The 23050-nt window shown below is 60.5% G+C and carries 17 protein-coding genes; 4 read left to right on the top strand and 13 right to left on the bottom strand.

The features are described from left to right. Nucleotides 1–24: 24 nt before the first annotated feature. Nucleotides 25–2244 carry a heavy metal translocating P-type ATPase gene (locus tag AC515T_RS01300; protein ID WP_496531142.1) on the top strand — a complete coding sequence of 740 codons (2220 nt, stop codon included), beginning with the start codon at nt 25–27 and terminating at the stop codon, nt 2242–2244. 199 nt (nt 2245–2443) lie between these two features. Here AC515T_RS01300 and AC515T_RS01295 read toward each other — a convergent pair whose 3' ends face one another. The 3 genes from AC515T_RS01295 to AC515T_RS01285 are packed head-to-tail and all read right to left on the bottom strand — an operon-like array spanning nt 2444 to nt 7652. Further along, the gene (locus AC515T_RS01295) at nt 2444–5491 is read right to left on the bottom strand and encodes an efflux RND transporter permease subunit (protein WP_496531141.1); all 3048 of its coding nucleotides are present in this window, start codon (nt 5489–5491) and stop codon (nt 2444–2446) included. Continuing rightward, on the bottom strand, nt 5488–6552 hold the full coding sequence (locus AC515T_RS01290; protein WP_496531140.1) for an efflux RND transporter periplasmic adaptor subunit: 1065 nt from the start codon (nt 6550–6552) through the stop codon (nt 5488–5490). Before AC515T_RS01290 ends, AC515T_RS01295 begins: the two co-directional genes overlap by 4 nt. Beyond that, a complete protein-coding gene (locus AC515T_RS01285; protein ID WP_496531139.1) occupies nt 6549–7652 on the bottom strand; it encodes an efflux RND transporter periplasmic adaptor subunit in 1104 nt (367 codons plus the stop codon). The genes AC515T_RS01290 and AC515T_RS01285 overlap by 4 nt, the downstream gene beginning before the upstream one ends. Nucleotides 7653–7774: 122 nt before the next feature. On the opposite strand from AC515T_RS01285, the gene AC515T_RS01280 reads away from it, so the two are divergent. After that, entirely contained in the window at nt 7775–8935 is a 1161-nt protein-coding gene (locus AC515T_RS01280) for an AAA family ATPase (protein WP_496531138.1), read from the top strand. Between the two features lie 145 nt (nt 8936–9080). On the opposite strand, the gene AC515T_RS01275 is transcribed toward AC515T_RS01280, so the two are convergent. The 10 genes from AC515T_RS01275 to AC515T_RS01230 all read right to left on the bottom strand — a co-directional run bounded on the left by AC515T_RS01275 (nt 9081) and on the right by AC515T_RS01230 (nt 21506). After that, nucleotides 9081–9962, bottom strand: coding sequence for a transporter substrate-binding domain-containing protein (locus AC515T_RS01275; protein WP_496531137.1), 882 nt, complete (start codon nt 9960–9962; stop codon nt 9081–9083). Continuing rightward, nucleotides 9959–10741, bottom strand: coding sequence for an amino acid ABC transporter ATP-binding protein (locus tag AC515T_RS01270; RefSeq protein WP_496531136.1), 783 nt, complete (start codon nt 10739–10741; stop codon nt 9959–9961). Before AC515T_RS01270 ends, AC515T_RS01275 begins: the two co-directional genes overlap by 4 nt. Beyond that, nucleotides 10738–11397, bottom strand: a complete 660-nt coding sequence (locus tag AC515T_RS01265; RefSeq protein WP_496531135.1) for an amino acid ABC transporter permease — start codon at nt 11395–11397, stop codon at nt 10738–10740. The genes AC515T_RS01270 and AC515T_RS01265 overlap by 4 nt, the downstream gene beginning before the upstream one ends. After that, nucleotides 11378–12043 (bottom strand): amino acid ABC transporter permease, encoded by a 666-nt coding sequence (locus AC515T_RS01260; RefSeq protein WP_496531134.1) that lies wholly within the window; start codon nt 12041–12043, stop codon nt 11378–11380. Before AC515T_RS01260 ends, AC515T_RS01265 begins: the two co-directional genes overlap by 20 nt. Before the next feature lie 538 nt (nt 12044–12581). After that, nucleotides 12582–13364, bottom strand: a complete 783-nt coding sequence (locus tag AC515T_RS01255; protein WP_496531133.1) for a MetQ/NlpA family ABC transporter substrate-binding protein — start codon at nt 13362–13364, stop codon at nt 12582–12584. 178 nt (nt 13365–13542) lie between these two features. Further along, nucleotides 13543–18273 carry an RHS repeat domain-containing protein gene (locus tag AC515T_RS01250; RefSeq protein ID WP_496531132.1) on the bottom strand — a complete coding sequence of 1577 codons (4731 nt, stop codon included), beginning with the start codon at nt 18271–18273 and terminating at the stop codon, nt 13543–13545. 28 nt (nt 18274–18301) lie between these two features. Then, on the bottom strand, nt 18302–19255 hold the full coding sequence (locus AC515T_RS01245) for a hypothetical protein (RefSeq protein WP_496531131.1): 954 nt from the start codon (nt 19253–19255) through the stop codon (nt 18302–18304). A gap of 238 nt (nt 19256–19493) precedes the next feature. Beyond that, nucleotides 19494–20417 (bottom strand): sigma 54-interacting transcriptional regulator, encoded by a 924-nt coding sequence (locus AC515T_RS01240; RefSeq protein WP_496531130.1) that lies wholly within the window; start codon nt 20415–20417, stop codon nt 19494–19496. 47 nt (nt 20418–20464) lie between these two features. Then, nucleotides 20465–21046 (bottom strand): alpha/beta hydrolase, encoded by a 582-nt coding sequence (locus tag AC515T_RS01235; RefSeq protein ID WP_496531129.1) that lies wholly within the window; start codon nt 21044–21046, stop codon nt 20465–20467. A gap of 214 nt (nt 21047–21260) precedes the next feature. Further along, nucleotides 21261–21506 (bottom strand): DUF2789 domain-containing protein, encoded by a 246-nt coding sequence (locus AC515T_RS01230; RefSeq protein ID WP_305469170.1) that lies wholly within the window; start codon nt 21504–21506, stop codon nt 21261–21263. A 149-nt stretch (nt 21507–21655) separates the two neighbouring features. On the opposite strand from AC515T_RS01230, the gene AC515T_RS01225 reads away from it, so the two are divergent. Further along, nucleotides 21656–22180 carry an NfeD family protein gene (locus AC515T_RS01225; protein WP_496531128.1) on the top strand — a complete coding sequence of 175 codons (525 nt, stop codon included), beginning with the start codon at nt 21656–21658 and terminating at the stop codon, nt 22178–22180. A gap of 1 nt (nt 22181) precedes the next feature. Next, entirely contained in the window at nt 22182–22943 is a 762-nt protein-coding gene (locus tag AC515T_RS01220) for a slipin family protein (protein WP_003196596.1), read from the top strand. The last annotated feature ends 107 nt before the right edge of the window (nt 22944–23050 follow it).

Raw genomic sequence — 23050 nt, 5'->3', positions numbered from 1 at the left:
GGCACTTTTCACGGACGTCACCCGATGAGCGATTCCCTTCACATCCACAAACCCGACCACGGCCATGACCACGGGCATTCCTGCTGCGCCTCGAAAGCGGCGCCGGCGGTGGTCAACCTCGGCAAAACGCCGACGGACGGTGCGCGGCTGAGCAGTTTCCGCATCGAAGCCATGGACTGCCCCACCGAACAGACGCTGATCCAGAACAAGCTCGGCAAGCTTGAAGGCGTGCAGCGACTGGAATTCAACCTGATCAACCGCGTGCTGGGCGTGACTCACGACTTGCCCAGCGACGCGCCGATCATCCAGGCCATCGAGTCCCTGGGGATGCAGGCCGACCCGCTGACCCCGGGCCAGAAACCGGCAACCAACGACCTGCCCGCCCCGGCCAAGCCCTGGTGGCCGTTGGCGCTGTCCGGCGTGACGGCCTTGGGCGCCGAGGTGATCCATTTCACCAATGCCGCGCCAAACTGGGTGGTTGCGCTGGTGGCGTTGGTGTCGATCCTCAGCGGTGGCCTGGGCACGTACAAGAAGGGCTGGATCGCCCTGAAGAACCGCAACCTGAACATCAATGCGCTGATGAGCATCGCCGTGACCGGTGCCGTGCTGATCGGCCAATGGCCGGAAGCGGCGATGGTGATGTTCCTGTTCACCGTGGCCGAGTTGATCGAAGCCAAATCCCTCGACCGCGCGCGCAACGCCATCAGCGGCCTGATGCAGATGGCCCCGGAACAGGCCACCGTGCAGCAGGCCGATGGGACCTGGCAGGTCCAGGAGGTCAAGGCCATCGCCCTCGGCGCGCGGGTGCGGCTGCGTCCGGGCGAACGTGTCGGCCTGGACGGTGAAGTGGTCGCTGGCCGTTCGACCGTCGACCAGGCACCGATTACCGGTGAAAGCCTGCCAGTGGAAAAAACCGTCGGTGACAAGGTGTTCGCCGGCACCATCAACCAGGCCGGTGAACTGGAATATCGGGTGACGGCGGCGGCCGATCACTCGACCCTGGCGCGAATCATCCACGCCGTGGAACAGGCCCAGGGCGCCCGGGCGCCGACCCAGCGCTTCGTCGACCAGTTCTCGAAAATCTACACCCCGGCGGTGTTTGCCCTGGCCCTGGCGGTGGCGGTCATTGCGCCACTGTTCATGGGCGCGCTGTGGTTCGACTGGATCTACCGGGCGCTGGTGCTGCTGGTGGTCGCCTGCCCGTGCGCGCTGGTGATTTCCACCCCCGTGACCATCGTCAGCGGCCTCGCCGCCGCCGCGCGCAAAGGCATTCTGGTCAAGGGCGGCGTGTACCTGGAGGGCGGCTACAAGCTCGACTACCTGGCCTTGGACAAGACCGGCACGATCACCCACGGCAAACCGGTGCAAACCGACTACGTAGCCCTGGACCCGACGGTGGAAAGCACCGCTCCAGCACTGGCCGCCAGCCTCGCCGCCCGCTCCGACCACCCCGTGTCTCGGGCAATCGCCAACGCGGCTGTGGATAAGCAATTGGCGCCGCAGGTTGTGGATAACTTCGAGGCGCTTGCCGGGCGTGGCGTGCGCGGCGACATCGGCGGCCAGACCTATCACTTGGGCAACCACCGCCTGGTGGAAGACCTCGGCCTGTGCTCTCCCCAACTGGAAGAAAAACTCTTCGCCCTGGAAAAACAAGGCAAGTCGGTGGTGCTGCTGCTCGACGCTACAGGCCCCTTGGCGCTGTTTGCCGTGGCCGACACCGTGAAGGACTCCAGCCGCGAAGCCATCCGGCAATTGCATGACCTGGGCATCAAGACCCTGATGTTGACCGGCGACAACGCCCACACCGCCGACGCGATTGCTGCGCAGGTGGGCATGGACCAGGCGCGAGGCGACTTGTTGCCGGAAGACAAGCTACAAGCCATCGAAGCGTTGTATGCCGAGGGTCACCGCGTCGGCATGGTTGGCGACGGCATCAACGACGCGCCGGCCCTGGCCCGTTCGGAAATCGGTTTCGCCATGGCGGCGGCCGGCACCGACACGGCCATCGAGACCGCCGACGTCGCGCTGATGGACGATGATCTGCGCAAGATCCCGGCGTTCATTCGCCTGTCCCGGCAGACATCCAGCATCCTCAAGCAGAATATTGCCTTGGCGTTGGTGATCAAGGCGATTTTCCTTGGGGTCACCTTCGCCGGGCTTGCCACCATGTGGATGGCGGTGTTTGCCGACATGGGGGTGAGCTTGCTAGTGGTGTTCAATGGGTTGCGGTTGTTGCGCAAGTAAAAGGCCAGGGTGAATTCACCGGCCTCATCGCGAGCAAGCTCGCGAAGGCGTCGGGTCAGCTTGCATTGATGTTGAATGATACTCAGCTATCGCGAGCAGGCTCGCTCCCACATTGGATCTGCGGCGGACACCTATTTCGTGTTCACAACGACCAATTGTGGGAGCGAGCCTGCTCGCGATGGGCTGCGCAGCAAGCCCTTCAATCGCGCTTGGGCTCGCGGATCTTGTACCAGGCCACATACAGTGCCGGCAGGAACAGCAATGTCAGCAAGGTGGCGATGATGATCCCGCCGATCATCGCGTAGGCCATCGGACCCCAGAACACTTCCCGGGCAATCGGGATCATCCCCAGGCTCGCCGCGGCCGCCGTGAGCAGGATCGGCCGACGCCGGTGTTCGGTGGCCTCCACCACCGCGTCCCAGGGCTCATAGCCGTCACGTTCGTACTCATCGATCTGGGTCACCAGGATCACCGAGTTACGGATGATGATACCGATCAGGGCGAGGATCCCGAGGATCGCCACGAAGCCCATGGGCGTGCCCGTCGGCACCAGCGCCAGCACCACGCCGATCAACCCGAGGGGGGCGACGCTCGCCACCAGGAACAGTTTCTGCACGCTGTGCAGTTGGATCATCAGGAAGGTCGCCATCAGAAACAGCATCAGCGGTACGACGCTGGCGATCGGCCCTTGGGCCTTGCTGCTCTCTTCCACCGTACCGCCCGTGGCGACCTTGTAGCCCACCGGCAGGCCGGCTGCGAACTTGTCGATGTCCGGTTGCAGTTGCTTGACCAGGTCGGTGGGCTGGATCTCGTCGCGCACCGCGGCCTTGATGGTGATGGTCGGCTTGCGGTCACGACGCCACACCAGCGGCTGCTCCAGCTCATAACGCACCGTGGCAAACGCCAGCAACGGAATCGAGGTGCCGCTCGGTGTGACAATCTGCAGGTTCTGCAGGGTTTCCGGCGACCCGCGCTCGGCATCTTCAGCACGGCCAACCACGTTGATCAGGTAGATATCGTCGTTGACCTGAGTCACGGGCGAGCCACTGACGATGCTGTTCATCAGCCTGGCCACGTCATCGGAAGACAAGCCCAATTGCCGCGCCTTGTCCTGGGCGATATCGATGCGCAGGACCTTGCCCGGTTCGTTCCAGTCGTAAATGATTTCGCCGATGTGGGAGTTCTTGTCCAACTCGGTGGCCAGCTCGATGGCGTGCTTGCGCACTTGGTCGACGTCCTTGCCGCTGACCCGGTACTGGATCGGCCGGCCTACCGGCGGGCCCATTTCCAGGGCTTGCACGTAGCTGCCAATGCCGACGAAATCCTCGCGCAAACGCTTTTGCAGGCGCTCGGTCAGCGCGGTGCGCGACTCCAGGCCCTTGCTGACAATCACCAGTTGTGCGTAGTACGGGTTCTGCAGTTGCTGGTCCAGCGGCAGGTAGAAGCGAATCGCGCCTTCACCGATGTAGGTGCTCCAGCGCGCGATGTCTGGGTCACCCTTGAGGGTCGCCTCCAGGCGGTCGACGGCTTTGCGGGTCTCGTCCATCGAGGCGTTTTGCGGCAGGTTGAGGTCCACCAGGATTTCCGGTCGGTCCGACGATGGGAAAAACTGGTTCTGCACGAAGCGCATGCAAAACAGCGCCAGCACGAACAGCAGCACGGTGATGCCGATGGCCCACCAGCGATTGCGCATCGCCCACAGCAGGCCGCCGTTGAACGCCCGGCCGATCCGCCCCGGCTCGGCGCTGTGGGGTTTGACGTTGGCGCTAAGGATGTGCACGCCGATCACCGGGGCAAACAGCACCGCGACGATCCACGACACCAGCATCGCCACGGCGATGACCGCGAACAGGGTGAAGGTGTACTCACCGGCAGAACTCGCATTCAGGCCGATGGGCACGAAACCGGCAACGGTCACCAGGGTCCCGGTGAGCATCGGAAACGCCGTCGAGGTGTAGGCGAACGTCGCGGCCTGTTCCTTGCTGTCGCCTTTTTCCAGGCGCGTGACCATCATTTCCACGGTGATCATCGCGTCGTCCACCAGCAGGCCGAGGGCGATGATCAACGCGCCGAGGGAAATCCGCTGCATGGTGATGCCGCTGTATTCCATGAACAGGAAGACCATCGCCAGCACCAGCGGAATCGAACAGGCCACCACCAGCCCGGCTCGCACGCCAAGGCTGATGAAGCTGACGACCAGTACAATGATCACCGCCTCGAACAAGGCGCTGGTAAAGCCGCCGACCGCCTCTTCCACCACCTCGGCCTGGTCCGACACGGTGTGCACGCCAACGCCCACCGGCAGGTCGGCGGTCAGTTCGGTCATGCGCGCATGCAGCGCCTTGCCGAAGTCCTGAATGTTGCCGCCCTTTTTCATCGCGATGGCGAGGCCGATGGCCGGCGTACCGTTGAAGCGGAACATCGGTGTGGCGGGGTCGACATACCCCCGGCTGATGTCGGCGATGTCGGCCAGTCGATAGAAGCGATCATTGAGCCGCAGATTGACGTTGGCCAGGTCTTTTTCTGACTGGAACTGCCCGGACGTGCGCACGGAAATCCGCTCCGGCCCGGCGTCGATCACCCCGGCCGGCGTCACGGCATTCTGTGATTGCAGGCTCTGCACCACCTGGCGCTGGTCGATGCCCAGGGCGGCGAGTTTGCGCGTGGAGAAGTTCAGGTACAGCACTTCATCCTGCTCGCCGAGCATTTCCACCTTGCCCAGCCCGGGCACGTCGCGAATCTCGGCGCGCACCTGCTCCACGTAGTCGCGCAGCTGGCGCATCGACAGGCCGTCGCCGGTGAAGGCGTACACCGAACCGTACACGTCACCGAACTCGTCGTTGAAGCCCGGCCCTTGCAGCCCCTGGGGGAAGTCGCCACGGATGTCGTTGATCTTCTTGCGCACCTGATACCAGATCTCGGGGATCTCCTTGGCCCCAGTGGTATCGAGCAAGTACACGAACACCGTCGATTCTCCCGGACGGGTGTAGCTTTTGACGTAGTCGAGGGAGTCGAGCTCTTCGAGTTTTTTCTCGATGCGGTCGGTGACCTGCCTGAGGGTTTCTTCCTGGGTCGCGCCCGGCCAGCGGGTCTGGATGATCATGGTCTTGATGGTGAACGAAGGGTCTTCTTCCCGACCCAGGTTCATGTACGAGAACACGCCCATCAACAGCGCCACGAACATCAGGTACCAGACGAACGACTGATGCCGCAGGGCCCATTCGGATAAGTTGAAAGGCCCTTTCATCGTGCGTCCTCGTCGAGTTTCACTTTCTGCCCCGGCTGGAGGCTGTTCACGCCGGCGCTGACCACGCGGTCGCCGGCCTTGATGCCGTTGGCCACCAGCACCGAGTTGGCCGAACGTTCGAGAATCCGTACCTCACGGGGTGAGACCGTCTGGCTCTGCGGGTCGATGAGCCAGATGCGCACCTTGCCGTCGATCTCTTGCAGGGCGCTGAGCGGCAGCTCGATGCGCGGTTCGATGGTCGAGCTAAGGGTCACGCTGATGGCCGTGCCCAGGCGAAAACCTGGCGGTGTGTCGGTCAGCGTCAGGCGCGCGCGGCGGGTACGGGTAGCGCTCTGGGCCTGGGGTTCGATCTCGCGCACGATGGCGGTGGTGTGGATAGTCGGGTCCAATTGCGCGGCGACCTCGAACACCACGTCGGTGGGCAGGCGCTCGACCAGCCCGGCCGGCAGGTCGATCACCGCTTCCTTGATGTCCGGGCGGGCCAGGGTCACCACTTGCTGGCCGGCGGTGACCACCTGCCCGGCTTCGGCATTCCAGGCGGTGACGATTGCGTCGTGGTCAGTACGCAGCTCGCTGTAGTTGAGCTGGTCGCGGGCCTGCTCCACCGAGGCCCGGGCCTGCTCGAGGGCCGCGCCAGTGGTTTTCAGATCGGTCTGGGCGATGTCCAGTTGCGCCTGGGCCCCGACGCCACGATCGAACAATTGCTGCTGGCGACGGGCATTGGCCTGGGCATTGATGTACTGCGCCTCGATCCGCGCCAGATCGCCCTGGGCGGCGCGCAACTGGTTCTGCTGGTCGGTGGGGTCGAGCGTGGCGAGCAGATCGCCCTTCTTCACCTCTGCGCCGACATCGACATTGCGACTGGCGATGCGTCCTGGCACGCGGAAACCCACGTTGCTCTCGTAACGTGCCTGGATATTCCCGGCGAACCGCCCGAGTGCCTGCTGGTCGAGAGCCCGGACTTCGACGGACAACACCGGGCGCACCGGTTCGGGCGGCGCTTCTTCCTTGGAGCAGGCGGCCAGCAACAGGCCGGCCGAAACCATCCACAAACGCCTCATGGCTGGGCTCCCGGCGTGGATTTTCCATAGGTGTTTTCAGCGATCTCGACGCGTACGCCGGGGTGCAGCAACTGCCCGCCTGCGGTGACGATTTTCTCACCGCCCTTGAGACCATCGCTGATGATGACCTTGCCGGTCAGGTAGCGGCCGACCGTCACCGTTTGCAACCGGGCCTTGCCCTCGCCGTCCACCAGCCACACGGCCGGTTCACTGAGGTTTTTGGTCAGGGCCGACCAAGGCAACTCGAAGGCGGTCTTGCCGGCGGACTTGGCCGTGGCGCTGACCACCGACCCCAGGCGCATGCCTTCGGGCAAATCATTGAGGGTGACCTTGACCTGCACGGTGCCGGTCTGGGCAGACACCGCTGGGGTGATTTCGCGCACCGTGCCGGTGGTCTTGATGGCGGGGTTATCCAGCAGACTGATGGTGATTGCAGGGTCCGACGGCGGTTCGCTCAACAGCGATTCGTAGATGTTGAACACCGCGTCGCGTTCGCCGTCCCGGGCCAGGCTGAAGATCGGTTCCGTGGCCTGCACCACCTGGCCGACTTCAGCCTGGCGCGCGGTGATGATGCCCGGTGCCTCGGCGACCAGCGCGGTGTAGCTCAGTTGTTCACGGGCGTTGGCCAATTGGGCCTGGGCGGCGGTCAGCGCACTCTGGCTGCTGCGCAGTTGAGCCTGGGCCGCGTCGTATTCGCTCTGGCTGGTATAGCCCTTGGGCAGGAGTTTCTGCTGGCGCACGAACGCCGCCGCGCTCTGCTTGACCCGCGCCTGCTCGGCGGCCACCTGGGCCTCGGCGGAGTCGACGTTGGTCTGCAGGTCACGAGGGTCGAGCCGGGCCAGCACTTGCCGGGCCGAGACCCGGTCACCGACATCGACCTTGCGCTCGATGATCTTGCCGCCCACACGAAACGACAGATCGGCCTGCACCCGCGCCTGGACGTCGCCGGTCAGGGTCACCGAGGCTGCGTATTCACTGGGCACGGCTTGCTGCACAAAAACCCGTGGCAGGGCTTTTTCTTCGGGCTTCTTATCACCGCACCCCGTCAACAATGCACACACGCCCAAACCAATCATCAATTTGATTCCGGGACCAGCCATGCAGACTCCTTTGCGTTGTACGGACGTACCAGTGACGATACGACTGTGAGCTTAGAACAGGGTTCACTCAAAGCACAGCAATCGGGCAGACTTGTTCCCACGCCCATGCAAAGGAAATCTGCATGCTCAAGACACTGGCGGTGGCCAACTACCGATCGATCAATAAAATGGTCATCCCCCTGGGCCGGCTGAACCTGATCACCGGCCCCAACGGCAGCGGTAAATCCAATCTGTACCGCGCCCTGCGCCTGCTGGCCGAGACGGCCCAGGGCGGGGTGGTCAACGCCCTGGCCCGGGAAGGCGGGCTGGACTCGACCTTCTGGGCCGGCCCGGAGGAAATCAGCCACCGCATGCGTAACGGCGAGGTGCCGGTCCAGGCGGTTGTGCGCCAGGGCACCAAGCGCCTGCGCCTGGGTTTCGCCGGGGAAGACTTCAGCTATTCGATCGCCCTGGGCTTGCCGGAGCCCAGTCGCTCAGCGTTTTCACTGGACCCTGAAATCAAGCGCGAATGCATCTGGGCCGGCCCGGTGTTTCGGCCCGCCAGCCTGCTGGTGGACCGCAACGGGCCGATGATCCGTGCCCGCGAAGGTCGTTCCTGGGATGTGCTGGCCCAGCACACGCCCACCTTCGACAGCCTGTTCGACCAGGTCGGCAGCCTGCGCACGTCGCCGGAGGTCCTGCAGATGCGCGAGTTCATTCGTCGCTGGCGCTTCTACGACCATTTTCGCAGCGACGCCGACGCCCCGGTGCGCCAACCGCAACTGGGCACCCGCACGCCGGTGCTGCACCATGACGGACGCGACCTGGCCGCCGCCCTGCAGACCATCCTTGAAATCGGCGACGACGAAGCCCTGCATGCCGCCATCGGCGACGCGTTTCCCGGTGCCCACCTGCACATCGAGAAACTGCAAGGCGGACGTTTCGCCATCGCGTTCCAACAACATGGCCTGCTGCGGCCGCTGTCCGCCGCCGAACTGTCGGACGGGACCCTGCGCTATCTGTTGCTGGTGGCTGCCCTGCTCACCCCACGACCGCCCTCGCTGATGGTGCTCAACGAACCGGAAACCAGCCTGCACCCGGACCTGTTGCCGGCCCTGGCGCGGTTGATCATCCGCGCCTCGGCCAATTGCCAGGTCTGGGTCGTGTCCCACGCCACGCGCCTGATCGCCGCCCTGGAACAGGATGAGCAATGCAATTGCATCGTGCTGGAAAAGGAGCTCGGGCAGACCGGGATTGTCGGGCAGCGGGCGTTGGATGAGCCGGCGTGGCATTGGCCGGATTGAGCGGCGCCTGATCAACCGAATCGCGAGCAAGCTCGCTCCCACAATGGATTCTCATCTGTTCACAGAGCTGTGTTCACTGAAGATCCACTGTGGGAGCGAGCTTGCTCGCGATAGCAATAGGAAGGTTTACCTAAAAATCAGAGGCTCACCCCTGCCACTTGCCCCCCTCGACAATCACACTCTCCGGCTTGGTGTCATCGCTCAGTTCCTTGCGCACATATTGGTCGTACAGCTTGAGCAGGTATTTCTCTTCACCCAGCTTCGCCAACTCGGCATTGACCCAATCACGCAACTCGACATTGCCCTTCTTCACCGCCGGTGCGATTGGCGCTTCAGCGCCCAGTGTCTGCTCCAGCACGCGGTAGCCAGGGTTCTGCTTGGCCCAACTGAACAGCACCAGATTGTCCTGGGCATAGGCATCGCCACGACCGTTGGCCAGCGCTTGCAAGGACTCGGAATTTTTCTCGAACTTGAGCAACTTCCAGTCCGGGTGGTTCTTGGTCAGCCAGATGTCCGCCGTGGTGCCGGTGGTGACGATGGTGGTGCGGGTCGCCAGGTCATCGAGGCTTTTCACTTCGCTGGCCTGCGGCACTAGCGCCTGCACCGCGACTTTCAGGTTCGGGTTGGTGAACTCCACCGCTTCCTTGCGCTCCGGGGTCACGGTCATGTTGGCGAGGATCAGGTCGACCTTGTCACTTTGCAGGAACGGAATCCGGCTCGCCGGTTCGACCGCGACGAACTCGACCTTGTTTTCATCGCCGAGCAAGTCCTTGGCGAATCGACGGCCGATGTCGGTATCGAAGCCGACATAACGCCCCGCCTCATCGACAAAGCCAAACGGTGGTTTGTCGGTGAAGACGCCGACGATCAATTTGTCCCGTGCCTTGATTTTGTCCAGGTAGCTGGCCGACGCGGCGCTTGGGCTGGCAACGTTCGGCTTCGGCGGTTCTTCGGTTTTGTTGCAGCCGGCCAGCAGGAAGGCAGCGAGCAACGGCAGTAGCAGCAGAGAAGACTTGGCAGTTTTCATGACGGTTCCAGTTCCTTTGTTTGAGTCGTTTTGGGTAGTGCGGCGACGTAGGAGAACTTCTCCAGGAACTGCTGCGCTCGTGCGGTTTGCGGGTTCGTAAAGAAAATCTCGGGAGGGTTTTGTTCAAGGATTCGCCCGGCATCCATGAACACGATGCGGTCAGCCACGGCGCGGGCGAAGGCCATTTCGTGGGTGACGATCAGCAGGGTCATGCCTTCGCGGGCCAAGCCCTGGATGACTTCCAGCACCTCCTTGACCATTTCCGGGTCGAGGGCGGCGGTGACTTCATCGAACAACATGACCTTGGGGTTCATGCACAGCGAACGCACGATGGCGATGCGTTGCTGCTGGCCGCCGGAGAGCTGGCGGGGAAAGGCATCGCGCTTGTCCAGCAGCCCCACCCGCGCCAGCAAGGCTTCGGCTTGGCCACGCGCTTCGCGGCGGTCGCGTTTTTGCACTTTGACCGGGCCGAGCAGCAGGTTATCGAGCACGCTCATGTGCGGGAACAGGTGATAGCTCTGGAACACCATGCCGATCTGCTGCCGCACTTCGCGCCAGTCGGTGCCCTTGCCCAGCAACTCGCGACCGGCGAATGTCAGGCCACCGCTGTGGGCCGCTTCCAGCCCGTTGAGGCAACGCAGCAACGTACTTTTGCCGCAACCACTGGGGCCGAGGATGACGATCACTTCGCCTGGTTTCACTTGCAGGTCGATGCCGTCCAGCACCTGCTGTTCGCCGAAGAACTTGTTGAAACCCTTGAACTCGATCAATGCGCTCATGCTTGCGTCCAGCGCCGCTCCAGCACGCGGGAGGCGGCCGAAAGCGGGTAGCAGATAAAAAAGAAAAACAGGAACAGCGCGCCGTAGATCAGCACGGACTCGTAGGTGCGCTCGATGATCTGCTGGCCAACCTTGATCACGTCCACCACGCCGATCAGCACGGCCAGGGAGCTGGTCTTGATGATGCGCGTGTAGACGTTGATGGTCGGCGGCGTCATGCGTCGCAGCGCCTGCGGCAATAGCACATGGCCGTAGAGTTGCGGACCGTTCAATCCAATCGACAAGCCCGCCTCGCGCTGGCCGCGCGGCAACGAATGCAAGGCGCCGCGCACCACTTCACCGACCTCACTGGCGCCCCACAACGACAACACCAGCACCGCGCACCAAAAACTTGGAAGGCTCAGGCCGAAAAAGATCGGCAGGCCGAAGAACAGCAGGTACAACCAGACCAGCACCGGAATCGCTCGGAACAGTTCCAGGTAGACCCGTAGCACGGCGTCCAGCCACTTCACGCCCAGCGTACGCAACACCCCATAAAGCACGCCGCCCACGGTGCTGAGGGCGATGCTCAAGAAGGAAATCGACAAGGTTTGCGCGGCGCCCTTGCCCAGTTGCGGCAACGACACCCACAGCAACTCAAGACCCGAACTGGCCATGCTGGAGCCTCCTTTCCAGACGGCTGAGCAGCAGCGACAGCGGCAAGAACAGCAGCACGCAAATCAGCGTCAGCACGGCGAGCATTTCGTAGGTCTTGTAGTAGAGCGCGATGTAGCTTTTGGTGGTGTAGAGAATCTCCGGCACCGCCACGGCCGAGACCACGGTGGTCTCCTTCAGCAGGAAAATGAAATTGGCGAACAGCGACGGCAAGCTGAGGATCCCGGCCTGCGGCAGGATCACGTAGCGCAACAACTGCCCGTGGGACAGGCCGATGGAACGGCCAGATTCCAATTGCGCCGGGGGCACCGCGTCCACACCCGCCCGCAGCACTTCCGTGAGGTAGGCACCGCCCAGGAACGTCATGGTGATGATCGCCGCCGCAAACCCCGACACCTTGATGCCCAGCGCCGGCAAGGCGAAGTAGACGAAGAACAATTGGATGAGCAGCGGGGTGTTGCGGGCCAGCTCCACATACAGCCCCACCAGGCGTTGCAGGTAAGGCGCGCGCAACACCAGGATCGTTGCGTTGACCAGCGCCACCAGCAGCGAGGTGGCGATGGCGATAAGGCCGACCTGCAGCGTCACGCCCACGGCCTTGAGAAATGCCGGGAGGGTGCTGAGGATAAACGCGTAATCGAAGTTCATTGAACATCCTGGACGCCGCTCGGTAAGCGGCGGTCGTGCGGTCCATGGGCAGCGGGTAGCTACTCGGCAGGCACTGACTTTAATGGCATAAAAACCGGAACTTAAATACCGTTAAAGCATATTGATATCACGCAAAAAACTATCCCCCGAATTTGCCGCGAAGGACAAAGGCGACTATTTTTCTTGCGCCGCAGGGAGGGTTTTTTGACACCCCCCTCACCATTACAAGGAAGAAAAACATGGCTGACGTAAAAGTGCCGCAGCGACTGGAACCGCAGGACATATTGAAATTGTTGATGGCGTTGCGCAGGGCGTTGAAGAGCGGGGTGGCCTGACCCATCAGATGCCCCCCCCTGTGGGAGCGAGCTTGCTCCGGGCGGCGATCCGACGATAGCGGCCTGTCAGTCACATCAATGCTTATTGATCAACCGCCATCGCGAGCAAGCTCGCTCCCACAGTAAAAAACGCGAGCACAAAAAAACGCCGACGCTGTATCAGCCGTCGGCGTTTGAAACCGTGACAAGGTTTACCGCGCGAATCAGAACGCCGGCAGTACCGCGCCGCTGTATTTCTTCTCGATGAACGCCTTCACTTCAGGGCTGGTCAGGGCCTTGGCCAGCTTCTGGATAGCCGGGCTGTCCTTGTTGTCGGGACGGGCCACCAGGAAGTTGACGTAAGGCGAATCGGAACCTTCGATCACCAGGGCATCCTTGGCCGGGTTAAGACCCGCTTCCAGGGCATAGTTGGTGTTGATCAGGTCCAGGTCGACCTGGTCCAGCACCCGCGGCAGCATGGCCGATTCCAGTTCCTTGAACTTGAAGTTCTTCGGGTTCTTGGCAATGTCTTTTGGCGTCGCCAAAGCGTTTTTCGGGTCTTTCAACTCGATCAGGCCAGCCTTCTGCAACAGGATCAGCGCACGGCCGCTGTTGCTGCCTTCGTTGGGCAGCGCGATGGTCGCGCCGTCTGGCAGATCAGCCAACTTCTTGTACTTCTTCGAGTAGCCGCCGAACGGTTCGACGTGAACACCGATCACGGTCACCAGGTTCGTGCCTTTGCCTTCGTTGAAGTTCTTCAAGTACGGCAGGGTCTGGAAGTAGTTGGCGTCCAGGCGCTTCTGGTCTACCTGTACGTTGGGTTGGACGTAGTCGGTGAAAACCTTGATTTCCAGGTCCACGCCTTCCTTGGCCAGGGTTGGCTTGATCAGCTCGAGGATTTCAGCGTGGGGCACCGGCGTGGCAGCCACGACCAGTTTCTCCGCGGCCTGGGCCAGGCCCGAGGTCAGGGCTGCCGCCAATGCGGTGAACAACAGAACCTTTTTCATGCAGTGTCCTTATCGAATATCACTGTCGTCACGGACGACGGCCAACGGGGGGTGCCAGCGAAGTGCTATCGCTGGCGTGATGCGGAAGATACCGATATTTTTTATGCCTTAACAATATCTTTTATGGAAGGGCATATATCAATATTTCATATATCCAAAACATACGGACGTCCCTTCGTCATGCAAATCGGATGTCCGAGCCTCGCTTCCTGACGTCACCGTAAATCTCTTCGGGCGCTTCAGCTCGCTCATGATTGCTGAACCATTCGTCCGCCTGTCGAAGATACCCTTTGGCCTTTTCAATGTATTTTTCTCTTTCGACGGTGTAGGTGACGGCTTTAAACGGGTAATTGGCGTAGCCGACTACATCCTTGGCCGTCAGCACGTTTGTGAGATCGTTTTGCAGGCCGATGAGGTTGCGCTGGCCGCCTCCCCGAACCAAAGGGCTCGCGGCCTTGGAGTAGCCGCCAACACGTGTCGCGCGCACATTGCTGCGACTCAGCGTCACCGCGTCACCGAGCGAATCAACGGTGTTGCGCAGGGCTAGCGATGTCCCCCTTCCCAGCAATTTGCCCGCCAGGGAGGCCCCGCCGGAGACAGCGCCCAAGGCCAGGCTGGTGTAGCTCAGGATTTGCGTGGCAACGGCGTCCGGAGCCGCCTCTTCCAATACAACCGACGCAATCGATACCGCGCCTCCCACCACCTCCAGCGTCAAGGCCGCCGCAGCCGAAAACGACACCCCTACCAACGGCGCGGATGCGCCAAGTGTCGCAATGGTGAATGCAACAGAAGCTATCGCGAAAGCGGCAGTAAGGCCGATTTTGATCCAGCCCCAAGTAGAAATATGACCGGTCGGATCGCTGAGATTGATCGGGTCTCCGAGGCAATAGGCATAGGGGTTCAGACCACCGCCATCAAAAGGACTCCAACTGTCGGGCCTATGGAATCGCATCAGTACCGGATCGTAGGCCCGATAGCCATTGCCAAGCAGGTAACAGCCAGTGACCGGATCCAGCGGTTCGCCGCCGAAACCGAACAGGCTGCCCAACCCGTCTGCCCCCGGGCGTTGACCATAAGGCGAATAGGCGTGATGGGGATTTTCGCCGCCAGAAAGTGCTTGCAGGACATTGCCGCAGCCGTCGGTTCTGAATAACGCCGCCTCTTGCCCCTGCAACAACGCCAGCAACTGTCGCTCTTCGCGAACGATGCTGCGACCGCCCTTTTCCGTTACCTCGCTGCATAACCGCTCTTCTCGGTAGAACCGGCGACACGGCGCCTGCCCCGTCAACTCAACGGCATGAAGCCGGTCCGAAGCATCGTACCGATAACGCGCCAATGTCGACCTTGAGTCAGCCGAACTCACGCGCTCCAGGCGGCCCAATTCATCGTAGATCAGCTGGCGACCCCACGAGTCGTTGAGCAAGTTGCCGTCGTCGTCATATCGGAAGGCCGAATTGGCGGACACATAATCGGGATGACTGTGGGTAACAGCGCTCAGTTGCGTTTTGTCAGCCAGGTCATATCGATACGTAGCGGTGTTCTCGCCGCCCGCGAAACGCGTGACGACCTGCCGAATGTTATCGAGATAGTCATAGGTGTAATCCTGTGAAGCGATGACTTTGCCCTGTGCGTCCACGGGCGCCTGCGGGCCTTGACAGGCGTAACGGGCCAGCCGGCCGCGCAAATCATAGGCAAACGTCTCGACACGCAGCATCCCGTTTGACTTGAGCGTACGCTGGCTGAGCTTATCCCCCGGGCCGAACGACTGGGCCACCTCGACGACGTCATTTGCCGAGGAGGCGGAACGTCGAAGGATTTCGCGGCCAAACGCGTCGTATAGCAGATCGGTGACCATCGAAAGGCCTGATCGAGGATCGGTGACAGTGATGCACTTGACGTGCCCTTGGGCGTCGTATGAATAGGCGGCGGTGATGCGTTCTTGAGCGGAGGCGGAGACTGGGCCTTGTGTGACGCCCGACAGGCGTCCCGTCTGATCGTAAAGACAGATGCGGGCCATGCCGTTGACATCTGTATGACCAATCGGCTTACCCATCAATGAATAGGTTTGCTCACTGTCGAACCGGTCAGACGCTGTGACCCAGGATTCTCGGCTGAGCCGGCCTGAAGGACAATATTCCATACGCCGCTGCACCAGCGAATTGGCCGATTCCTGAAGCAAGCCGGTATGCGGATCAAACCGATGCTTCGTGGCGACGGATGCCTGGTTGCCGGAGCGGCTGGTGACGCAATCATCGAGCATTGGATCAAGTGTGAATCGCAGCTCTTTCCCGGCTGGCGTGCGCTTGTGCGAAGCGTTCCTGCTGGAGCCTGCATAGCTCATCCGTTCGCTGCGACCGCCGCTTTGATTCTCGGTAATGCGCATCAAGCCGTCATAGGCACGACTTCCCAGGACATAGCCGTTCGCGCTGATTTGCGTGGGGTGGTCAGCCTGACTTTGCGGCGCGTACTTCTTCTCGATGACAGTACCGTCCGGTAGCGTCGTACTCAGCACGCGGCCAGCCAAATCGTAGGTGTAGCGGGTAACCCCACCGTCGGAAGCGATTTGCCTGATACACCGTCCCAAGCCATCGTATTCGTAGACAGTAACCTCCCGTACAACGCCTGACAGATCCATACGTTCGACGCGCGCTGGTTTATCCAGAGCGTTGATGAATGTACGGGTCTTGCCGCCGCCATCCGTCCAGTGGGTACGCGTGCGTGCCACAGGGTCGATCTCATCATGAAGGATCACTTGCCCACGACGATTGGTACGGTTCTGATGCCCCCACTGGTCGTAGTCGTAAAGCGTTTCCAGCGTTTTCGGCTCACCGTTGAACCAGTCGATTTGTTTATCCGACTGCAAGCGACCCAGGCTGTCGTATTGGGCCTCATAAATGACCCGCATGGGCGCGCCGGGCATATCGACGTCCTGTTTCTCGACGCTCAGGGTTCGGCCAAGTCCGTCGCTGCGGGTCACTGTCAGGCCTGCGCGGGCGTCCTTGACGGTGACGGTGACATGGCCAGGGGGGGTGGCCGACTGATAGATGAACTGACGCGACGCAGAGTAGCCGGTGTCGGGCATCACCGTTTCACGGGTCAGTTGCCCCAGCGAATCGTACTCCATGCTGACCGCGCAGCCACCGGCCTCACGGGTCTTGATCAACCATCCGCACACGTCATGCCAGTCCTGGCGCAGATGGCTCAGTCCTTGGGCGCTAAAGGTCTGGTCGGTGCGAACGTTATCGTTTTCATGCTGGTAGGCATAACGATATTCGCTCCGTACGCCGCCTACCGTTTCAACTTTGCTCCGCAACCGCCCATGAAAGAAGTCATTCACGTTGTTGATGTACTTCAACCGACAGTCCACCCGTGGCTCGCTGACGCCCTCTTCGTAGAGTGTTTCACTGGCGAGCCGAACACCGCGACGGCCAGCCAGCAGTGAGGGCAATTCGCTGTAGGTGTAACGAACGACGGTGGTAGGTGCGGCGACGAAATCGGGAGAAGGGAATATCGACTTGCGCTTGAGGAAACAAGGCACGCCTATGGGGCTGGGTGGACAATCCACACCTCCTCGTGCCGGGAAGTATTCATAGCTCTCCCGGGCACCGCATGGACTGGTTTTTTCCAACAGATTTCCATGCACGTCATAAGACGTCCGGGTGGTCTCCGTCCGGACGTTGCTGGGCCCCGCGCTGGTGTTGAAAAAGCTGTCATGCACGGCGCGTTGCATCTGGAACTGTGGAGGCTGATCCCTGAAAGCCCGATTGGGCACATCGTGATATTGGATCTCGCGCAGTTGCATCGTGCTGCCGCAGATCGTCCGTTGTGAAATCATCGAATGGAAGCGGTTGTAGGTACGAATAATCCGTGAGTATTCGCGTCGACCGCTTGTATCGAGGGCCCACTGAATCTGAGTGCAGGAGTATTCATAATTGCTACTGACGCTATACAGCACGTCACGCTCAGCGGACCAGCGAAAACCTGAAGCATGGCCAAGAAAGTTTCTAGGCGAATACTGGTATGTGTTGATAATCGCCGGCTGGTCTGCGCCGGGAGACAGGATCGATTGGGTGACGTACGGCATGTAGGGGACCGGTGCACCTTCGGGTAGCCTATGCCCCTGACTCCTGTACGTGAGCCTTTCCTGGGCACCGTTTGGCTGATGAACTTCGCTCATCACCAGGAAGCCATTGATCGGGGAATAACCAAAGTTCCAATTCAACTCAGTATTTTCAGCGGTAACCAGCCTGATTCTGCGGAGTTCTCCGTTCTGTAGCGCAAGCAGGTACTGAAGCTTCTTGGAGGGAATATCCGGCCACACGGTAATTGACGGTGGCGCCGGGCTGTTCCGAGCGTAGTCGATATGCAAGACACGTCGACGCTGATGATAGACCGTCGCCAACTGTCGCGTTCCGGACAGGAGACGATACTCGTAGAACGTTTCCTTGCCATCGGGCCAATACTCGCGCGCCAGCAACCACTCGTTATAGGTCGCGCTGGGGCGAGAAAGAACTTCAATCCGGCCATCGATGTGCTCAATAAACATTTCATTGTTTTGTATCGTGACGAATAGGTTATCGAGCTTCTTATCAAGGAAAGTTGCCTGGTCACCACTGATAAATAGCTGGTAGGTCTCTCCGTTCGCCAATGTCAATTTACGTCGACGTTGATCGTAACTGCAGGTACGAAGAGACCAGCCGGTTCCGAAACCCAGATTCCTGTCATTAAAGCAATCGTATGAAAGGGTCAGTGAGACCTTCGGGCCGCCGGCTGCATCAGCCGGCACCGGGTCCAACGCCACACTGCAGCTGTAGGTGCCGGTACGGGGGTCCACACCCGAACGGACAAAACTATCAAACTTGAAGGCAGCCGAAGTTAACTGCCCGGAAGGTGAGGTTGAGTGACTCATGGGATCATCCTTGAAAACGTCTTTTTATTTATCGATGGACCCGGACCAAAAGCGGATCATCAGTGAGTTCCACGCGCAGTTGATGAGGATTTCCATACATATCGACAAATTCCATCAGCGTGTTAGATGCAGGGTCTCGGACCCACACATCCCCCCCGTGCTTTCCGTAGGCAAGTACCAAAGCCACCTGCCCGCCTTCGCTGCGACTCCTTCCCAACGCATCAGGTCGCTCCCACCTCGGAGCCCCGCCTGTAGGCATATACTTGCCATTGCCATACCCGACCAGGTAATAACCGGTGTATCGGCGATCCGAGCTTCCTATCCGCAGATGAGTCCCGATACCGAAGCCCGTTACGAACTCGATTCGCTGCTGATCAATGATCAGTTCCAAGACGAAAACCTCGGCCTTTTCAATATGATTTGAGCCGTAGTAGGGGACCGCAGCGCGATTGAACGAATACTGTTCAGCCCGATAAACCGCCACAGGAAGCGGATATAACTGGAGAGATTCCAGTTCGGCTCCCGTCTCCCATTGGAACATCTGGCCGTCCGCCCGCGTTATTCGCGGCCGCACTTTAACTGGCGTATACGAAGTGGTGCTGACATAAAAATCCACTACGTAAACGAACGGTCCCGGCGGTACCGAACCAGGCACAGCGCCGTAGTGAGGCAGTTCGCGAAATTGGCTATTTTGATACTCCGTGTAATACCATACATGGCCCTTAGGGCCATCTCTGTCTTTTTTGGACAAAGGCAACCCGCTTAACGCATCGACCAAAACGATGGAGTCAAGTTCGGACTGGGTCAGGGGAACTCTCTTATGAGACGCATCGGCCACCGCGACAACGACCCTGACCTTAAGCTGTTGACGACCATTCCTATAGACTCGGTTACCGCCCGACACTGAAAAAATCTTGAATTTTTCCAACTCGGACCATGCAGGAACATTAGCCACGACTGGCGTATTATTTTCAAATTCCATTTTAAACCTCGACCGTTTAGTTAATGAACTCGCAAGTTAAAATTGCTTGCGCCATTCAATTAACGGCCACAGGACCTTTGCAATCAAGCGAACAAATCAAACATATTATTTATATGAAAATATATAACTTAGCGACAGGCAAGACATTATCAAAGCGATACTTTTAATGCTCGCATAATAAATCGCCCCGACGGCACAGCCATCGGGGCTAAATAAAATCAGTGAGCACCTGCACGCATCAGAGTTCAGCGAACCACGCTTTCAACTGCTCCAGTTGCTGATGATTGCCTGACCTGGCCAACGCGAGAGTCATCTGCTTTACCACCGTCAAAGGTTCCGTCAGCGCTGGCAAGTTGAGATGTTCCGGCAATATGTAATCCCCAGCGCTCACCAACAACGCAAAATGAATGACATTCTCCAGTTCGCGGGTATTGCCAGGCCAGCTGTGCTGTTCAAGTGCGAGCTGCGCCGCTTCGCTGATCAGTGGCACTGTCAGGCCCAGGCGTTGGCTGTAAATACCCAGGAAATACTCGGCCAATGACAGGATATCGCCCACTCTCTCACGCAGGGCGGGCAATTCGAGCCGGCCTTCACTCAGGTAGTGATAGAGCCGTTCGTGGAATTTCCCGGCGGCCACCGCTTGCGCCAGGTCGATGCTGGTGGCCGCGACCAGGCGCACGTCCACCGGACTGGGCTGATGGGCGCCGACACGAGTGACTTCGTGGTTCTCCAGGGCCGCCAGCAGCTTGATCTGGATCGGCAGCGGCAAATCGCCGATTTCATCCAGGTAAAGGGTGCCGCCGTTGGCCGAACCGAACCAACCGGCCCGGCTACTGGCCGAGCCGCTGTAGCTGCCGGCGGCATAACCGAACAGTTCGGCGTCGGCGTAGGTCGGGCTGATAGCGCCGCAGTTGACCGAAACAAACAATCCGCCGCGTTCGCTTTCGCGATGGATATGCCGGGCCAACAGTTCCTTGCCGCTCCCGGTTTCGCCGCGTATCAGCACCGAAATCGCCCGGGGCGCCAGTTGTTCCAGTTCCTGGCGCAACTGCCGCGAACGGGGGTCGACGAACACCAGCGCCTTGGCGCGAATGCTCAGGGGGCTTTTTTCCGCATCGGGAAAGGTCAGCAAGGGCTGACCGAAGGTTTCATGCAAACTCATGGCAGGCTCCCGCCCCAGACCGCCGGGAGACGGAGGGCGCTAAAAATTCAGGCGCGACGCAGGGCGTGATGCTCCATGCGGTTTTGCAGACGATAGAGATAAGCGAAACCCTGCTCCCAACGCTGGTGGCCGGACTTCACGTTGATATGCCCCGCCCCCGCCAGGATCCCGGCCTCGGCCCCCCAGTTGCGCGCCAGCTCCAAAGCGCGCGGGGCGCTCACGGCGGCATCGTTGTCGGAGCTGACCACTTGGCTTGGGAATGGCAACAGATCGCTGGGAATCGGCGCGAAGTTGCGCAGCGCCGGGACGCAGGCTGGCCGCTCGACATCCGCCGGTGCCACCAGTAACGCCCCACGCACCTGCCGCAGGAACTGCAGCGGCGCGGTGGCGGCCCAATGGGCCACCGTGATGCAACCCAGGCTATGGGCAATCAGGATCACTGGCGTGCTGTCGGCGGCCACGGCCTCGGCCAGCGCCGCAACCCAATCTTCACGCCGGGGCGTCACCCAGTCGGCCTGCTCGACCCGGGCGCTGTTGGGCAGGCTGTTCTGCCAGTGGGTTTGCCAATGATTTTCCGGCGATCCTTGCCAGCCCGGCACAATCAGGTAGCGAATCGATTCGTTGCGCATGGGTGCTCTCCTGCGTGTCTGTTCCCGGACGAGTATAGGGAGGAGAGCTATATTATTTAAGGAATAAGAAGCTATTTGTTAATTCTTAAAACGAATAACAAGATAACCCTGTGGGAGCGAGCTTGCTCGCGATAGCGGACTGTCAGTCAACATTGATGTGACAGACATATCGCTATCGCGAGCAAGCTCGCTCCCACAGGTATTGCGTCCGTTCTCACTCGCTACGCCCCTTGCGCAGCAACACATCCAGTTGATCTATCACTTCCGCCCAGTCCGCATCCTCAAGGATTTCCTCGCGCAGCATTTGCCGCTGGCCCTCATTCCAGAAAAACGCATCGGCCAAGTGCAACCTGGGCTTGAGGGGTGAATGCGTGGCAATGAACTGGTCAATGCCAATAGCATCATCGGGCAAGCCCAGTTGCTTGAACAATGCTCGAAGGGTGTGAATCGGCGGTTCCATAGGGGGCTCCTGGACATGAATGAATGGCGGGGTTGTTCCTAGGCAGTCTAGCCCCTCGCCGACCGCCAAACTGATCAAAATTCAATCAACCCCCGACTCGACTAGACTTTGAATAAACATCCCGACGACTACCCGTTGCGGAGGATCCCGTGAACATTCACTGGTTGACGATTGCGCTGCTCGCGATAAGCGGGCCCGCGTTCGGCGCCGATGGGCTCATGCTGCCCGGCACCGATCCCCTGGGTTTCTGGCTGATCGCCGTTGGCGTGGCCTTGCTGGTCTTCGAGGCGGCCTTGCCCAATTACGGCGTCGCGGGGTTGGGCGGCATTGTCTTGTGTGTGATTGGCGCGGTCATCCTGACCAACGCCGACGTACCGGTTCCGTTGATGCTCGGCCTGGGCCTGGTCAGCGCCTTGCTGCTGATTGCCTTGCTGGTCCGTGCGTTGAAAACACGCCCACGTGAGCCTGTCAGCGGCGATGCCGCGCTGTTGGGCAGCGTCACGGCGGTGACCGTGTTGCAGGCTGGCAATAATCATCATGGCTGGGTCCAGTTGGAAGGCGAACGCTGGCAGGTGGCAAGCGCGACGCCGCTGCGGCTTGGGCAAGCGGTGCGGGTCATTGCCCGCAAGGGCTTGCTGCTGGAAGTGGCCCCCGCTGACTCACAAGGAGTTTGAGATGGGCATGCAAATCGGTTTTACGATGCTGTTGTTGCTGTTGATCGCGCTGGCGGCTTCGACATTCCGCATCCTGCGCGAATACGAACGGGCGGTGGTGTTCCAGCTCGGTCGGTTCTGGCAGGTCAAGGGGCCGGGGTTGATCCTGCTGATTCCAGTGGTGCAGCAGATGATCCGCGTCGACCTGCGCACCATTGTCCTCGACGTGCCGCCCCAGGATGTGATCACCCGGGACAACGTCTCGGTGAAGGTCAATGCGGTACTGTATTTCCGCGTGCTCGATCCGCAGAAGGCCATTATCCAGGTGGAAAACTTTCTCATGGCCACCAGCCAACTGGCCCAGACCACGTTGCGCGCGGTTCTCGGCAAACATGACCTGGACCAACTGCTGGCCGAGCGCGAGCAATTGAATGGTGACATCCAGCAGGTGCTCGACGCCCAGACCGACGCCTGGGGCATCAAGGTGGCAAACGTCGAGATCAAGCACGTGGACCTCAACGAGTCCATGATCCGCGCCATCGCCCGCCAAGCCGAGGCCGAACGGGAACGGCGGGCCAAGGTGATCCACGCTGAAGGCGAGCTGCAAGCCTCGGAAAAACTCATGCAGGCCGCCGAAATGCTCGGGCGCCAGCCAGGTGCCATGCAACTGCGCTACATGCAGACGCTGGGGTCGATCGCCGGGGATAAAAGCTCCACCATCGTCTTCCCCCTGCCGATCGAGTTGCTCAAGGGGATGGCGGAGTTGTCGCCTAACAAGGCTTGATCCACGGAGCGAGCACCACCCCTGTGGCGAGGGAGCTTGCTCCCGCTGGGCTGCGAAGCAGCCCCAGGATTTGGCGGTCGCTGCGCAACCGAGCGGGAGCAAGCTCC

Source organism: Pseudomonas sp. FSO-7, from assembly GCF_059579345.1.
The sequence above is the reverse complement of the archived record's forward strand: the minus strand, read 5'-3'. Positions and strand labels throughout refer to the sequence as shown.

Excerpts from the sequence above, each read along its gene's own strand:
- AC515T_RS01300 (WP_496531142.1), top strand. The coding sequence starts at position 25 with ATGAGCGATTCCCTTCACATCCACAAACCCGACCACGGCCATGACCAC.
- AC515T_RS01295 (WP_496531141.1), bottom strand. The coding sequence starts at position 5,491 with ATGAAAGGGCCTTTCAACTTATCCGAATGGGCCCTGCGGCATCAGTCG.
- AC515T_RS01290 (WP_496531140.1), bottom strand. The coding sequence starts at position 6,552 with ATGAGGCGTTTGTGGATGGTTTCGGCCGGCCTGTTGCTGGCCGCCTGC.
- AC515T_RS01285 (WP_496531139.1), bottom strand. The coding sequence starts at position 7,652 with ATGGCTGGTCCCGGAATCAAATTGATGATTGGTTTGGGCGTGTGTGCA.
- AC515T_RS01280 (WP_496531138.1), top strand. The coding sequence starts at position 7,775 with ATGCTCAAGACACTGGCGGTGGCCAACTACCGATCGATCAATAAAATG.
- AC515T_RS01275 (WP_496531137.1), bottom strand. The coding sequence starts at position 9,962 with ATGAAAACTGCCAAGTCTTCTCTGCTGCTACTGCCGTTGCTCGCTGCC.
- AC515T_RS01270 (WP_496531136.1), bottom strand. The coding sequence starts at position 10,741 with ATGAGCGCATTGATCGAGTTCAAGGGTTTCAACAAGTTCTTCGGCGAA.
- AC515T_RS01265 (WP_496531135.1), bottom strand. The coding sequence starts at position 11,397 with ATGGCCAGTTCGGGTCTTGAGTTGCTGTGGGTGTCGTTGCCGCAACTG.
- AC515T_RS01260 (WP_496531134.1), bottom strand. The coding sequence starts at position 12,043 with ATGAACTTCGATTACGCGTTTATCCTCAGCACCCTCCCGGCATTTCTC.
- AC515T_RS01255 (WP_496531133.1), bottom strand. The coding sequence starts at position 13,364 with ATGAAAAAGGTTCTGTTGTTCACCGCATTGGCGGCAGCCCTGACCTCG.
- AC515T_RS01250 (WP_496531132.1), bottom strand. The coding sequence starts at position 18,273 with ATGAGTCACTCAACCTCACCTTCCGGGCAGTTAACTTCGGCTGCCTTC.
- AC515T_RS01245 (WP_496531131.1), bottom strand. The coding sequence starts at position 19,255 with ATGGAATTTGAAAATAATACGCCAGTCGTGGCTAATGTTCCTGCATGG.
- AC515T_RS01240 (WP_496531130.1), bottom strand. The coding sequence starts at position 20,417 with ATGAGTTTGCATGAAACCTTCGGTCAGCCCTTGCTGACCTTTCCCGAT.
- AC515T_RS01235 (WP_496531129.1), bottom strand. The coding sequence starts at position 21,046 with ATGCGCAACGAATCGATTCGCTACCTGATTGTGCCGGGCTGGCAAGGA.
- AC515T_RS01230 (WP_305469170.1), bottom strand. The coding sequence starts at position 21,506 with ATGGAACCGCCGATTCACACCCTTCGAGCATTGTTCAAGCAACTGGGC.
- AC515T_RS01220 (WP_003196596.1), top strand. The coding sequence starts at position 22,182 with ATGGGCATGCAAATCGGTTTTACGATGCTGTTGTTGCTGTTGATCGCG.